Source organism: Candidatus Ishikawaella capsulata Mpkobe (genome assembly GCF_000828515.1).
GTDB classification, from domain to species: Bacteria; Pseudomonadota; Gammaproteobacteria; order Enterobacterales; family Enterobacteriaceae; genus Ishikawella; species Ishikawella capsulata.
This window is the reverse complement of record NZ_AP010872.1, coordinates 215,965-231,098: the sequence shown is the minus strand read 5'-3', so window position 1 is coordinate 231,098 and position 15,134 is coordinate 215,965. Positions and strand designations below refer to the sequence as shown.

Annotated in this window: 10 protein-coding genes and 1 tRNA gene; 7 read left to right on the top strand and 4 right to left on the bottom strand. The window is 28.7% G+C overall.

The window, feature by feature from the left end; genetic code table 11:
* Window positions 1-168: 168 nt before the first annotated feature.
* From accC to aroQ, 3 genes are read right to left on the bottom strand one after another with little or no spacing between them, the layout of a single operon-like run.
* Window positions 169-1,506: an acetyl-CoA carboxylase biotin carboxylase subunit gene (accC, locus tag ICMP_RS00940; RefSeq protein ID WP_041068929.1), complete on the bottom strand. Its 1,338-nt coding sequence runs from the start codon at window positions 1,504-1,506 to the stop codon at window positions 169-171.
* An 11-nt stretch (window positions 1,507-1,517) separates the two neighbouring features.
* Window positions 1,518-1,946 (bottom strand): acetyl-CoA carboxylase biotin carboxyl carrier protein, encoded by a 429-nt coding sequence (accB, locus tag ICMP_RS00935; protein WP_041068926.1) that lies wholly within the window; start codon window positions 1,944-1,946, stop codon window positions 1,518-1,520.
* A gap of 15 nt (window positions 1,947-1,961) precedes the next feature.
* A complete protein-coding gene (gene aroQ, locus ICMP_RS00930; RefSeq protein ID WP_041068923.1) occupies window positions 1,962-2,411 on the bottom strand; it encodes a type II 3-dehydroquinate dehydratase in 450 nt (149 codons plus the stop codon).
* Between the two features lie 716 nt (window positions 2,412-3,127).
* Between aroQ and ICMP_RS00925 the strand changes: the two genes are divergently transcribed.
* The 4 genes from ICMP_RS00925 to mdh all read left to right on the top strand — a co-directional run bounded on the left by ICMP_RS00925 (window position 3,128) and on the right by mdh (window position 8,372).
* Window positions 3,128-4,171 (top strand): rod shape-determining protein, encoded by a 1,044-nt coding sequence (locus ICMP_RS00925; RefSeq protein WP_041068920.1) that lies wholly within the window; start codon window positions 3,128-3,130, stop codon window positions 4,169-4,171.
* A gap of 92 nt (window positions 4,172-4,263) precedes the next feature.
* The gene (gene mreC / locus ICMP_RS00920) at window positions 4,264-5,157 is read left to right on the top strand and encodes a rod shape-determining protein MreC (RefSeq protein ID WP_052456807.1); all 894 of its coding nucleotides are present in this window, start codon (window positions 4,264-4,266) and stop codon (window positions 5,155-5,157) included.
* 646 nt (window positions 5,158-5,803) lie between these two features.
* Entirely contained in the window at window positions 5,804-7,267 is a 1,464-nt protein-coding gene (tldD, locus tag ICMP_RS00915; protein WP_041068917.1) for a metalloprotease TldD, read from the top strand.
* 157 nt (window positions 7,268-7,424) lie between these two features.
* Window positions 7,425-8,372, top strand: coding sequence for a malate dehydrogenase (gene mdh / locus ICMP_RS00910; RefSeq protein WP_041068914.1), 948 nt, complete (start codon window positions 7,425-7,427; stop codon window positions 8,370-8,372).
* 594 nt (window positions 8,373-8,966) lie between these two features.
* Here mdh and mscM read toward each other — a convergent pair.
* Window positions 8,967-12,206: a miniconductance mechanosensitive channel MscM gene (gene mscM, locus ICMP_RS00905; RefSeq protein ID WP_052456806.1), complete on the bottom strand. Its 3,240-nt coding sequence runs from the start codon at window positions 12,204-12,206 to the stop codon at window positions 8,967-8,969.
* Between the two features lie 500 nt (window positions 12,207-12,706).
* On the opposite strand from mscM, the gene orn reads away from it, so the two are divergent.
* The 3 genes from orn (at window position 12,707) to ICMP_RS00890 (ending at window position 15,114) form a co-directional block, all read left to right on the top strand.
* Window positions 12,707-13,252 (top strand): oligoribonuclease, encoded by a 546-nt coding sequence (gene orn, locus ICMP_RS00900; RefSeq protein WP_041068911.1) that lies wholly within the window; start codon window positions 12,707-12,709, stop codon window positions 13,250-13,252.
* 94 nt (window positions 13,253-13,346) lie between these two features.
* Window positions 13,347-13,422: transfer RNA gene (locus tag ICMP_RS00895), tRNA-Gly, on the top strand.
* Between the two features lie 189 nt (window positions 13,423-13,611).
* Complete coding sequence (locus ICMP_RS00890; protein ID WP_041068908.1) at window positions 13,612-15,114, top strand: bifunctional ADP-dependent NAD(P)H-hydrate dehydratase/NAD(P)H-hydrate epimerase; 1,503 nt, start codon at window positions 13,612-13,614, stop codon at window positions 15,112-15,114.
* Window positions 15,115-15,134 lie beyond the last annotated feature (20 nt).

Below are 15,134 nucleotides of genomic sequence, written 5' to 3'. Positions count from 1 at the left end.
GTAGTATAAGTTAAGTGATACACTATATTTCCGTTTAAATATAAATTATATCTTATAAAATGTAGTTCATATCTATGATATACCATAACTAATAATGGTATATTACACCCTAATCTTTTCATACTTATACTTCATAAGAGAAGTTATAGATACACTGTGCATATAAATTTATTGTATAACTTTTTCTAAAAAGTTAATATCTATTTTTCCTTGTTGGAACTTTTTATCTGATAAGATTTTTATCTGTAGTTCAATATTAGTTTTTATACCTTCAATAATTAATTCTGACAATGCATTTTGCATGCGCACGATAGCTACATCACGGTTTTCTCCATAAGTAATAAGTTTGCCAATCATAGAATCATAATATGATGGTATATTATAACCCGCATATATATGTGATTCCCATCTCACTCCAAATCCTCCTGGCGCATGAAAACGAGTAATTTTTCCTGAACTAGGAATACATGTTTTGAAATCCTCAGCATTAATACGACATTCTATTGAATGTCCCCGTATTACTACATCTTCTTGACAGAAAGACAGAGGTTCTTGAGCTGCTATACGTAATTGCTCTTTAATTAAATCTACTCCTGTAATCATTTCTGTAATTGGATGTTCTACTTGAATTCTTGTATTCATTTCTAAAAAGTAAAAATTATTGTCTTTATATAGGAACTCAAATGTTCCTGCACTACGATAATTAATATTACGACAAACTTTAGTACAACATTTTCTAATAAAATTACACATATCTTCACTCATACCTAATGCTGGTGCTTCTTCAATTAATTTTCGATGCTTCCTTTGTATGGAGCAATCACGTTCTGCTAAATGAATAATATTTCCTTGGGTATCAGCAAGTATTTGTATTTCAATGTGACGTGGATTTTCTATATATTTTTCCATATATACAGCATCATCATTGAAAATCATTTTAGCTTCAGTACGAGTGATATTAATTACCTTATAAAGCTCTTTTTCTGTTTGGACGATACGCATACCACGCCCACCTCCACCACCTGAAGCTTTAATAATGACTGGATATCCTATTTTTTGAGCAAGAGCATAATTTTTATTCATATCATATGATAATAAGCCATGAGAACCCGGTATACATGTAATTCCGAATTTTTTAATTTCTTTAATAGCTGATATTTTATTTCCCATTATCCTGATTGTTTCTGCTTTTGGACCAATAAATATAAGACCAGAACGCTCTACTTGCTCAGCAAAATCAGCATTTTCTGATAGAAAACCATACCCTGGATGAATTCCAATAGCTCCTGTAATTTCTGCAGCAGAAATGATAGCTGGGATATTAAGATAGCTTTTAATAGATTGCGCTGGACCTATACAAATAGTTTCATCCGCTAACAATACGTGTTTTAAATATCTATCTGCACTAGAATGTACTGCCACTGTTTTAATACCTAGTTCTTTACAAGCTCGTAGAATACGCAAGGCGATTTCCCCACGATTAGCAAGAACAATTTTATCAAGCATATTTTGCCTCATCACTCGATAACAACTAGTGGTTCATCGAATTCTACTGATTGACCATTTTCTACTAATATTGCTTTTATAAATCCTTCCCTATCAGCTTCAATGTAGTTCATCATTTTCATAGCTTCAATAATACAAAGAGTATCTCCTCTATTAATTTTTTGTCCTATCTGAATGAAAGCTTTAGCTTCTGGATGAGGAGTGCGATAAAAAATACCTACCATAGGTGAACGTACAACATATCTATTGATATTTCCACTAGAAGTTTCTGATATATTTGTTTTGTTTTTTTTATGAGAATGTAAGGAGTTTATATTAATATTAGGTTCTATATATTTTTTACTAATATATAAAAACTCTTTATCTTCAGAAATTTTTAACTCAGTAATATTAGAGCACTCAACTAATTTAACTAATTTTTTGATTTTCCGGATATCCATCAGTATTATTCCATGTCATTTCGCTTTAATTAAACGTTTAGCTATGGTTTGTAGAGCCCATAAATAACCATCTATACCCAATCCACTGATTACTCCAGAAGATATATCCGAAAAATATGAAAAATGACGGAAAGATTCACGCGAATATATATTAGAAATATGTACCTCTATAAATGGAATGTTAACTGCTAATAATGCATCTCTTAATGCTATACTACTATGAGTGAATGCAGCTGGATTAATGATAATATAATCTATATTGTCTTTAGCGTTGTGAATACAATCAATTAATTGACTTTCTGAATTAGATTGTAAGTGAGTTAAAGAAAAATTAAATTCATTTGTTTTTGTAATTAAATTATTTACTATTTCAGATAAAGTAACATCACCGTATTTTTCCGTTTCTCTAGTACCTAATAAGTTTAAATTAGGTCCATTCAAAAGTAAAACATGAAACTTATGCATATAGATTGCAATATCTCCTTAAATTATCATTGAAGTATCGCGTAAAATATTTTTCTTCTAATTATTTATCAGATAATTTTTATGAAATATTTTTACTGAAATTAGTTTTATATTAAAGATGACTTCCCAGTGCAGTGTAATTCAAAAATATTATTAATAATTAAGCACTGTACTTATAATAATTAGCATTATTACTAATGAAATATTTCTGTATATAATATAATATATTTAAATTACGGATTAGTTGATAATTAATTACAATTTAACATATATATCTAATATATATAATCAAATAATGCTTAACTCAATAAGTTAAATGTTATTTTTGATAATTGCTTTTAAATTGTTACTAGTATTCAATATAACTGCTCAATTTATATAATTGTAAATCAACATGTACGTATGTAAAAATATATTCGATTTAAACTAGTGAATAGTATTTTTTATAAATAAATATCCAATCAATGGATTGATATAATCAATATACTATCTATTTTCCTATGAAATAATATATTCATATCTATTAAAATGAAAATATACTTATAAAATATCACTTATTTTTTGATAGTAAAATCAAAAATTAAATATCTAATTTTACTAGAGATTGTTTATAATAAAATATTGTTTATTCACGGACAATATTTTTATATTTTAATAAGGAATAAAATTAATAAATCGTTTTAATTTCCCAGTTTATAAGATTCTTTTAATAAGATATGTTTAAAAAACTTATGATGATGTTTTCCAATGACTTGTCTATAGATTTAGGTACTGCTAATACTCTTATTTATGTCAGAGGGCAAGGTATAGTGCTTAATGAACCATCTGTAGTGGCTATTCGTCACGATCGCTCAGGTTCTCCTAATAGTGTTGCAGCTGTTGGATATGCAGCTAAACAAATGCTTGGTCGTACTCCTGGTAATATAACGGCTATACGTCCGATGAAAGATGGCGTTATTGCTGATTTTTTTGTTACAGAGAAAATGTTGCAACACTTTATTAGGCAAGTACATAATAGTAGTATGTTTCGCCCTAAACCAAGAGTATTAGTATGTGTTCCTGTGGGTGCTACTCAAGTGGAACGACGTGCTATTCGAGAATCTGCTAAAGGAGCAGGAGCACGCAAGGTATATCTTCTAGAAGAACCTATGGCAGCAGCAATTGGAGCTGGTTTACCAGTATCTGAAGCTACTGGATCTATGGTAATAGACATAGGCGGAGGTACTACAGAAGTAGCAGTAATTTCGCTTAATGGAGTAGTATATTCTGCTTCTGTACGTATTGGAGGAGATCGTTTTGATGAGGCTATAATAAATTATGTGCGACGTAATTATGGATCACTAATTGGTGAAGCCACAGCAGAACGTATTAAGCATGAAATAGGTTCTGCATATCCAGATAGTATGGGTTATGAAATAGAAGTAAGAGGCCGTAATTTATCGGAAGGAGTACCTCGTGCTTTTACATTAACTTCCCATGAAATTCTTGAAGCCCTCCAAGAAACATTAACTGGTATCGTCAGTGCCATTAGAGTGGCACTGGAACAATGTCCTCCAGAGCTAGCTTCTGATATATCAGAACGTGGTATAGTCATTACTGGTGGAGGAGCATTACTACGTAATGTAGATCGGTTATTAGTTGAAGAAACAGGTATTCCTATAGTTATAGCCGCTGACCCTTTAACTTGTGTAGCTCGTGGCGGGGGTAAAGCTTTAGAAATGATTGATATGTATGGTGATGATTTATTTGCTGAAGAATAATATTCTTTTTCAATTAATTGGATAATTAGCTTAAATGATTTAAATATTTATTTAAACATAAATTTATTAATTACTACTTTTAAAAGGAATATATGTATATAAAGCGTATTTTAAGCAAAATATCTTATTCACTAAAAGATAGTTTTATTTTAATTATGATTTTAGCTATAATGATCATTATCATCGATAGTTATGTAGGTTCTTTGATTAGAATACGCAGTTATTTCAGTCCTTTTTACTTTTTAATCAGCGGTCCAGTTAACCTAATCGAGAATATTTCAAATGTATTCATATCTGAATCTAAACAAAGGATTATTCAAGAAAATAAAAATCTTAGGAAAGATCTTTTTTTAAAAAATCTAGATTTATTGAAGTTAAGTCTATATCAAACAGAAAATAAGCGTCTAAGAATGTTATTAGGTGCTCCATTCTTACTAGAAGAAAAAAAAACTTTAGTAAAAGTAATACTTAATAGTACTTATAATCATATTAATCAAATAATAATCAATAAAGGAAACATTAATGGAGTTTATATAGGGCAACCTGTAATAGATGAAAAAGGTCTGATTGGGCAAGTAATTGAAGTCAGTAAGTTAACTAGTCGTGTTCTTTTGATTTACGATCCTTTAAATTATTTGCCTATACAAAACTTACGCAGTGGTATTCGTTTAATTGCAAGAGGAAAAGGATTTAATAAAGATTTTCGTATTAAATATTTTACAGATAATCTAGATGTTTGTGTGGGTGATATGATGGTAACTTCAGCAGGAAGTCAATTTCCTACTGGTTATCCAGTGATGATAATTTATAAAATAATAATTGATAAAATTCATGGTAATATGATTATTTATGCTCATCCTACTGCAAATTTCGATAATTTAAATTATGAGTTATTATTATGGCCATCTTATATAAATAAGATCGCAAATATATCTCAAGAAGAAGTCAATAATATAACTAACAAAAGATTCCATTTGAGCCAGTAAAAGTCACTTTAATGTAATAACAAATATAGTGCTGAATAAATTATAGTTATGATTTTTATAATAAAAATCATTGGATAATATGGACTTCTGTTTTTATTATTTTAATTTTTAAAAATATATTCATAGCAAAAATTTTTGTTATTTTTAATTTTTCTATATTGGATGGTATATATTCCAAGTTATAAAAATATTAGTGTTGTTTCTTTTGTAGGATTTATAATGGATGTAATCATTGGAGGTCCATGGAGGTCCATTAGGTATATATGCTTTAATACACACAGTGATTATATATCTTTAAAGACATGTTTCTCTTTTAATAAGATAGTGATGTTGAAACAAATGATAATAATATTTATTATATCGTTATTAATGAATATTAGTAACTATATTTTATTATTAATAATACATCATAATTTTACTTTTTTGTTTTTATATAGAAGCATAATGAATGCTCTCTTCTGGCCTTTATTATTTTTATGCATGGAAAAGATTCATTATTCATTTTTACTAAAGTATTAATATTTTAAAGTATAATTGACAATTATTTAAACTTATAGTTAAAATAAGAGTTATCATTTATAAAGTAAATTATCTAAATTTATATGAAAATGATTAAAATCATACATATTTAAAATGAATAAAAATTATGAGTAAAAATAATGTTTTTCAGACGGTAAACGAGCAGTTATTGACTGCAAATAGTATTTATCATAATGACTTATATGCTTTGTTAGAACAACTTACAGAGCGTAAATTAGATTATGCTGATATTTATTTTCAAAATTCTTATGAAGAATCTTGGTGTTTAGAAGATAATATTATAAAAGAAGGTTCATATCATATAAATAATGGAGTAGGCATTCGAGCTATTAATGGTGAAAAAACTGGCTTTGCTTATTCTGATCAAATTAATTTAAATTCTTTACGTCAAAGCGTTGAAGTAGCACGTAGCATAGTGGAAGAACAAGGAGTGGAGAAACCATATAAATTGTCTTCTTCTAAGACCAAAAGACAACCAGTCTATAACGATATAAATCCACTGATGGATTTCACAGCTAAAGAGAAAATATTATTATTGCAACAAATAAATAAAATAGCTCGGAATGCTGATAGTAGAGTACAAGAAGTTAACGTTCATTTATATGCTTGTTATGAACCAATTTTAATAGCAGCCACTGATGGTACTTTCGCTGCTGATGTTCGTCCACTCATCCGTCTTTCTATTAGTGTACTAGTAGAAGAAAATGGCAAAAGAGAATCTGGTTCTAGTGGAGGTGGGGCTCGTACTGGATATAGTTTTTTACTAGATAAGATTCACGGAGAAATGCGTTCTGAGTTTTTAGCAAAAGAAGCAGTAAGAATAGCATTAATTAAATTAGCAGCCACTAATGCCCCTGCGGGGGCCATACCAGTGGTACTTGGTCCTGGATGGCCTGGAATATTACTACATGAGGCAGTAGGTCATGGTTTAGAAGGTGATTTTAATCGCCGTGGTACGTCAGTATTTACCGGCAAGATAGGTGAATTAGTTGCTTCTGAGCTTTGTACAGTCATAGATAATGGTTTACTTAACAACCACAGAGGTTCAGTTGCTGTCGATGATGAAGGCGTACCAGGACAATACAATATATTGATTGAACAAGGTATTCTTAAACAGTATTTGCAAGATAAACTTAATGCAAGACTTATGGATATGCAAACCACAGGAAATGGAAGACGGCAATCATATGCTCATTTACCTATGCCACGGATGACTAATACTTATATGTTGCCGGGAGAATCTACACCGGAAGAAATTATTCAAAGCGTTGATTTTGGTCTATATGCTCCAAATTTTAGTGGTGGTCAAGTTGATATAACTTCTGGGAAGTTTGTTTTTTGCACATCAGAAGCTTATCTTATAGAAAAAGGAAAAATTACTAAACCAGTAAAAGGAGCTACATTAATTGGTTCTGGTATTGAAGTTATGCAGCAAATTTCAATGGTTGGTAATGACTTAAAAATAGATCCAGGAATTGGGATTTGTGGTAAAGAAGGACAAAATATACCTGTTGGTGTCGGGCAACCAACTTTGAAATTGAATAAAATTACTGTAGGTGGTTCTGCTTAACTTTATTAAGTTTTTCTGTTAATAATTAATATGTCACATATCTATATTAAAACGAATTATTAAAAAGATGGCATATTGATTACAAAATAAATTTGTTATAAATTTTGTTACTACGGATTATATATGTTATGATTATTTTAAAATACAGGAATAGAATATGAAAGTTTTAGTTTTAGGTTCTGCAGGTGGTGTTGGACAAAGTCTTGTACTTTTATTAAAAACTTTTCTTCCAATAAATACACATCTTGTTTTATATGATATTTCAGACGTAAATATAGGTGTTGCCATAGATTTAAGCCATATTCCTACCCCAGTCCCAGTATCTGTTTACAGCGGGCCAAGCTTAAAAAAAGCACTAAAAGGAACAGATATAACAATTATTTGTGCTGGTGTAACTAGGAAACCTGGTATGCAACGAGAGGATTTATTTAAGATCAATGCTGATATTGTAAGTTCATTAGTATATGCAATAGCTCATGAATGTCCTAAATCTTTAATAGGGATTATTACTAATCCAGTAAATACTACAACGGTAATTGCTGCTGATATACTTAAAAAAGTAGGAGTTTATGATAAACATCGTCTCTTTGGTATAACAACTATTGATCTTATCAGATCAAGTTATTTAGTTGCATACATGAAACGTAAAGATCCTACTAAAATTTATGTTCCTGTAATTGGAGGTCATTCAGATAATACTATTTTACCATTATTTTCACAGGTAAGAGATATTAAATTGAATACAGATGAAATTTCTTTATTGACTCAACAGGTACGTAATTGTGGTACAGAAGTAGTACAAAGAAAATTAGGAGCGGGTTCAGCGACTCTTGCTATGGCTTATGCAGCATCACGTTTTACTCTTTCCTTATTATATGCTCTTAGTGGTCAATCTAATATTTATGAATATGCTTATGTAGAAGGTAATACCGGATATTGTCGCTTTTTTTCTCAACCAGTATTGTTAGGAAAAAATGGTATAAAATCATTTCAAGGTATTGGTAATATAAGTCTGTTCGAACAACAAATATTAGGAGAAATAGTGAATATTTTACCTATTGATATCTCTAAAGGAGAAAAATATGTCAATAGAACTAGAAATTGATAATATTGCGTATATGTACGTTAGGATAAATAAACGGTATATTTATATACTATGACTAGTTTTTTATTCTTACTTGAAAAGAAGGAAATGGAGTACGTTAGGATAAATAAACGGTATATTTATATACTATGACTAGTTTTTTATTCTTACTTGAAAAGAAGGAAATGGAGTACGTTAGGATAAATAAACGGTATATTTATATACTATGACTAGTTTTTTATTCTTACTTGAAAAGAAGGAAATGGAGTACGTTAGGATAAATAAACGGTATATTTATATACTATGACTAGTTTTTTATTCTTACTTGAAAAGAAGGAAATGGAGTACGTTAGGATAAATAAACGGTATATTTATATACTATGACTAGTTTTTTATTCTTACTTGAAAAGAAGGAAATGGAGTACGTTAGGATAAATAAACGGTATATTTATATACTATGACTAGTTTTTTATTCTTACTTGAAAAGAAGGAAATGGAGTACGTTAGGATAAATAAACGGTATATTTATATACTATGACTAGTTTTTTATTCTTACTTGAAAAGAAGGAAATGGAGTACGTTAGGATAAATAAACGGTATATTTATATACTATGACTAGTTTTTTATTCTTACTTGAAAAGAAGGAAATGGAATTTCAATTCCGTTTTCTTTAAAACACTGCAGAATACTTTGATGAAGTTCATGACGTAATGGCATACGATGTTTCATTTCAGCAGCATATATGCGTAATTCAAAAATTTGAATACCCTGTTGTAAATCTACTAGGTAAACTTCAGGAGTAGGACTTGATAAAACGTAATTACAACGTTGAGCAGCTTGTTTGAGTATTCTTGTAACTTTTTCACTATTTATTTCTGTAGATGCTGTAATACTAACAACTATTCTGGTAACAGAATCCGAAAGAGACCAGTTTACAAATTGCTCAGTAATAAATGCTTTATTTGGAACTATAATTTCTTTACGATCCCAATCCCTAATTGTAGTAGCACGAATATTAATATGGGTAATACTTCCTGTTAAGTTACGTATAGTTACAGTATCCCCAATTCTAATTGGTTTTTCAAATAAAATAATTAATCCAGAAATAAAATTGGCAAAAATTTCTTGCAGACCAAATCCTAAACCTACTCCTAGAGCTGCTATCAACCACTGGAGTTTTGACCAATCTATACCAAGAAGTGAAAAACTAATGCAATTTCCAATTATCATTAAAAAATATTTAGTTATAGTAGTAATAGCATAACTCGTTCCTGGTGTTAATTTTATATTTTGCAATACTGCTATTTCTAATAACGCAGGAAAGTCACGTACTATTTGCGTAGTAATAACAAAAACAACTATAGAAAGCATTACTGCTCCAAGAGTAATAGAATGAATATTCTCAATACCTTGTATTATCCTAGTAGTATCCCATAAGTGAATCTTTCCTAAAAAATCAAAAGCAGAATGAATTTCAGACCATAATCCTATTACCGAAATAATAGCTATTAATTTTAAAAAAGAACGTACTAAACGCAATGATTGAGCACTGATGATATCAATATTAATAACTGGTTCTTCGATTTCTAGAGTATCTAAATTTTGGAGATTAAGTTCTTTGTCTTCTTCGTTACGAGCACGAGTAGCTAATATATCAGCACGACGTTGGCGAGCTCTATCAAAGGCAATACGACGACATTTAATTAACATCCAGCGACGAATAATATAGTATATTACCAATAATAAAAGCCAAATTGCTACAGAAGTTTCCAGTCTAATTAAAATTGCTTGCGCCGTGGAAAAATATCCCATACATGCAGTATAAGACGCTATCTGAGGAAGGATAATCATGATATTCCATAACATATTATTTATGGGATAATTTATGAGACCATGTCTATTAAGATAAAGAGGAATCTGTTCCCTTTTTAAGAAAAAAGCAATCAAACTCATGGCTATACAGATAAATATAAAACATAATCTACCTAATGAAGATGCCATTTGTTGATTTGAGTTATTAAAACCTATTAACAGAGCAATAAGTGGCACTATAATACTAATAGTTATTGAATAACACCGTTTTATATGTAATACATTTGTTTGAGGCCACTTAAAATGTGATATAAATATTCCATGAATACTAGAAAATGAAATGATTATCATTGATACTATGAGGAGTGGAACTGTAGCAATAATACCTTGTCCCACTGCAATCAGTGTTAACCATGGCCAAGTATTTTGCAATATATATCCTAAGGTTAACCAATATATTGGTATGGGTAATGCGTTTATCATAGAATATAATGCTGTATTAATAGTAATATAAAATTTATCTTGAGTAACTTTGCCAACTTTACTAGAATTTTTTTCTAAAATTTTTTTATAATTACCTTGTAAACATTTATTTAAAAAATATAATAATAAGTTAATTAATATTAAAAAGATATTATCTATATTATGAAATATAACTAATATAATGGTACAAATGTTTCTACATTTATTATTTAATATGCTATGGAAAATCTCATTTATAATATTTAAATCATCAATACCAATAGAATTAATATCTGGCATCCAAAAAAAATTAGGCTCTACATTTTTTGTCTCATTAACAGACTCTCTGAACTTAAAAGCGTAATATCTCATTTTGAGGAGTTCAAACAAGGTTTTCTTATATCTAGTAATCAAAGAATTAAGCATTTCCTTTTGTACATTTGTCAGATTAACTAAAACATCTATTTGCGACTTATTAAGAAGATTAAATATCAATTTTGTTAAAATTGTTTTATTATAAGTTAATTCTTCGCAGAAAATGCATTTGATTCTTATTTTTTTTATTAAGTTATTAATATTATTTATTTCAGGTTTTTGTATGATTTCTGTTAATTTGGAACGCATATCAATAGATAAAGTATCTGTATCATCCCCTGTCCATTGGGATTCATCTTCCAATATAGAAAGAACTTCACGTATTTTTAATATGTAAGTAGAAATAATATTCTGTTTAAAAACTGTTAATTTTAAAAAGTGAATTTGTTGACTTAATTCAGCTAATAAACCCTGGTTTATTCTGCGTTGATATTCTACAATAAACGGAATTACTTTAAGATTTTTTATCTTTTCGTTTGTATATGTTAAATTAATTTTAAAGTCATATTGAGCAATATTATTTTTCAAAGTTAATAAATAATTTTCAAGCTGTGTGGTTTTATGTTGGTGAATTAGTATATATATATATACTAATTTTTTAAAGAGAGAAGCGGATAATTGTCCCGTATATAATTTATTGATTTTTGCTTTATTTTTTGCAATTTTATTATAAATATTTTTTTTCTCTAAAATATTAGATTCAGAAGTGATATTATTTATAGATGTGTTATTATCATTTATGAGTGGTTCTAATAAGGTTATATATTTTTGACATTTTTTAATAAAAGTATTAAGTTCTTTAATGCAATTGTATTCTTTTTGTAAGAAGAATCTTTCTTTGGATATTTGATTTTCAATAAATAAAATTTCTTTTTTTATGGATTTTATGTTATCAAGATTAACTTGATGTATGTGTATTTTATTGTTTTTTATATCGGCTAGTGTTTTTTGTGATGTTTTCACTAGGTTAGAAATATATTCTATGTTATCCTTATAATATTGAAGTGGTTCTAAAGAAATGTGACGGTTATGAATAGATTTAAGAATTTTTCTTTGACAATCTTTTGATAACTGTTTTTTTATTTCTTTTGTTTTCGGCTGATTAATAAGATTAGGTATATTAATTGTATACGGTATAATATTATTTGCAATTGCAGGAAAGACATTCATCAAAAAAAATAGTAGCAATAATAAAATTGCACGCACGAGAAAAAAATCCTGAATTATCTAATATTAATTAAATCAAAATAATTAGAATAAAATAGCATTAACTTACTGTTTGTCCATGAATATGGATTCATAATTAAATATTATGATATATATTCTATATGAATAAATATATAAATTAATTTTCATTATTTTTGATCTAAAATAAATGTTATTGTTCATTTATAATGATTGATAATCATTAAATATGATTACTTAGATAGATACAATGATTAATTTATTGGAAATAAATATAGAATATGTACTTTCAGATTTGATTATTCTCATATTGAGAATATTGACTAAATATACATAATGGGTATTAAATGATTAAATTTATATATATAATCATTTAATATGATTTTCTGTATATTTTATATTAAATTACTAGTTCAATAAATATATTATAAATACCATTAATGATATGCTGGTATATATATTGTATATATCAAACATAATGTATATTATATAAAGAGATATATGTATATTACCATACAACAATTTCATATAAAATGAACAATTTAATTTGGATAGATTTGGAAATGACTGGACTAGATCCAGAAAAACACCATATTATTGAAATTGCAACATTAATTACTGATATTAACTTAAATATCATAGCAGAAGGCCCAAATATAGCAATATATCAGCCTGATAGTCATTTAATATCAATGGATAACTGGAATTTAGTAACTCATAATAATAGTAAATTACTAGACCGTGTAAATATTAGTATATATGATTATAATTCTGCTGAATTAGCAACCATTAATTTTTTAAAAGAATGGGTACCCGCAAATGTTTCTCCTATGTGCGGAAATAGTGTAGCTCAAGATAGACGATTTCTTTTTAAGTATATGCCTAAGTTAGAAAAATATTTTCATTATCGTTACTTAGACGTTAGTACTTTAAAAGAATTAGCTCGTTTATGGCAACCAAAACTTTTGCAAAAAGTAAAAAAATCAAATACACATCAAGCAATGATAGATATTCGTCAATCAGTAGCAGAACTCGCTTGTTATCGTAAACATTTTTTAAAACTATAATGTATATTTAATGAATGTTAACTCTTGCATAAATAAATAAATGTAATCTAATACTAGATTCAGTACTGTTACAGTTAATTTAATTATATAATTGGCGGGAATAGCTCAGTTGGTAGAGTACGACCTTGCCAAGGTCGGGGTCGCGAGTTCGAGTCTCGTTTCCCGCTCCAACTATTGTAGCAGATAATATTACTAGAACTAAAAGTATTTAGTATTTTAATTAAGCTTGATTTATAAAATAATCTTTTATATCAAACATATGATTTTATCGGAAGACAAATTATTGAACTGATGTATTTAGTAAATGTTTAAGACGTACAATACATCAGAATAGTCTTCCACTAGTTGAACTATTAATAATGAATAAAGATATTTTACCATATTCTGTATGGCCAAGTAGCAATTTAAAGGAGTTAGAAAAAATTGCTTCTAAAAAGAATAATATAACCTCTTATGATCTTATGCAACGGGCGGGATTAGCTGTATATAAAAAAATATGCAGTATTTGGCCTAAAACTAAACATTGGTTAATATTAGTGGGACCGGGTAATAATGGAGGTGATGGATATGTTGTAGCTCGTTTAGCATATTTAGCTAGTATTAACGTAACAGTTATTAGTAGTACAAATAATCAACATTTGATAACGGATCATACAGAAACTAATAAATCTCGTCAAGATTGGATTGATACAGGAAATAAAATTTATAATGTAAATGCCGAATGGCCTGATAAAATAGATTTAATTGTTGATGCATTATTTGGTTATGGTATAAATCGTAAACCTGATAAATCTTGTGCTTTATTAATACAGCGAGCTAATTTACATCATGCACAAAAATTTTCAATAGATATGCCATCTGGGTTAAATGCAGCTACTGGAGCACCTCTAGGAGAGGTCATACATGCTAATCATACTATGAGTCTTATTGCTCTTAAACCCGGACAAATCACTGGTAAGGCAAGGGATTATATAGGTAAATTACATTTTAGTGCACTAGGTTTAGAAAATTATATTTTTAATCAAAAAACATCAATGGAACGTTTAGATTCTAGTTCTATAAAAAAATTTTTAAAAACACGAATACCTAGTAGTCACAAAGGAAATCATGGAAAAGTTTTAGTCATCGGTGGCGATAAAGGATTTGGTGGAGCTATACGTATGACTGCAGAAGCTGCTTTGCGTAGTGGATCCGGGATTGTAAAAGTTTTAACACATAAAGAAAATATTAGTCCTATTATAACAGCACGTCCTGAACTAATTGTTCAAGAACTTACTAATAAATTGCTGCTACAAAAATTAAATTGGGCCCATGTTGTTGCTATTGGCCCAGGATTAGGAACTAGAAATATTAGTAAGCATGTAGTTTCTGAGGTAAAAAAAATCTGTAAACCTATGCTTTGGGACGCAGATGCACTTAATGTTCTAGCTAGTAATAAAAACAAGTGTAATAACCGTGTTATTACACCTCATCCTATAGAAGCAGCTCGTTTACTCGAAATAACAGTGCAAGAAGTTGAAAATGATCGTGTACATGCAGCAAAAAAATTAGTTAATATTTATGGTGGTGTAGTAGTATTGAAAGGTGCGGGAACCATTGTTGTTAATGAAGTAGGTAATATTTCATTTATTGACGTAGGAAATGCTGGAATGGCCTCTGCTGGTATGGGTGATCTACTCAGTGGTATAATAATATCATTAATAGGACAAAATTATTCTTTATTTGATGCAGCTCGTCTGGGATGTTTGGTTCATGGTGCTGCTGCCGATGCAATAGCTTTAAATCATGGTATGCGTTGTATGATAGCAACAGATCTATTTAAATATATCAGGAAATTATTGAATCCAGAGATTATTAATTAATAATAAGTATAGAATTTTCT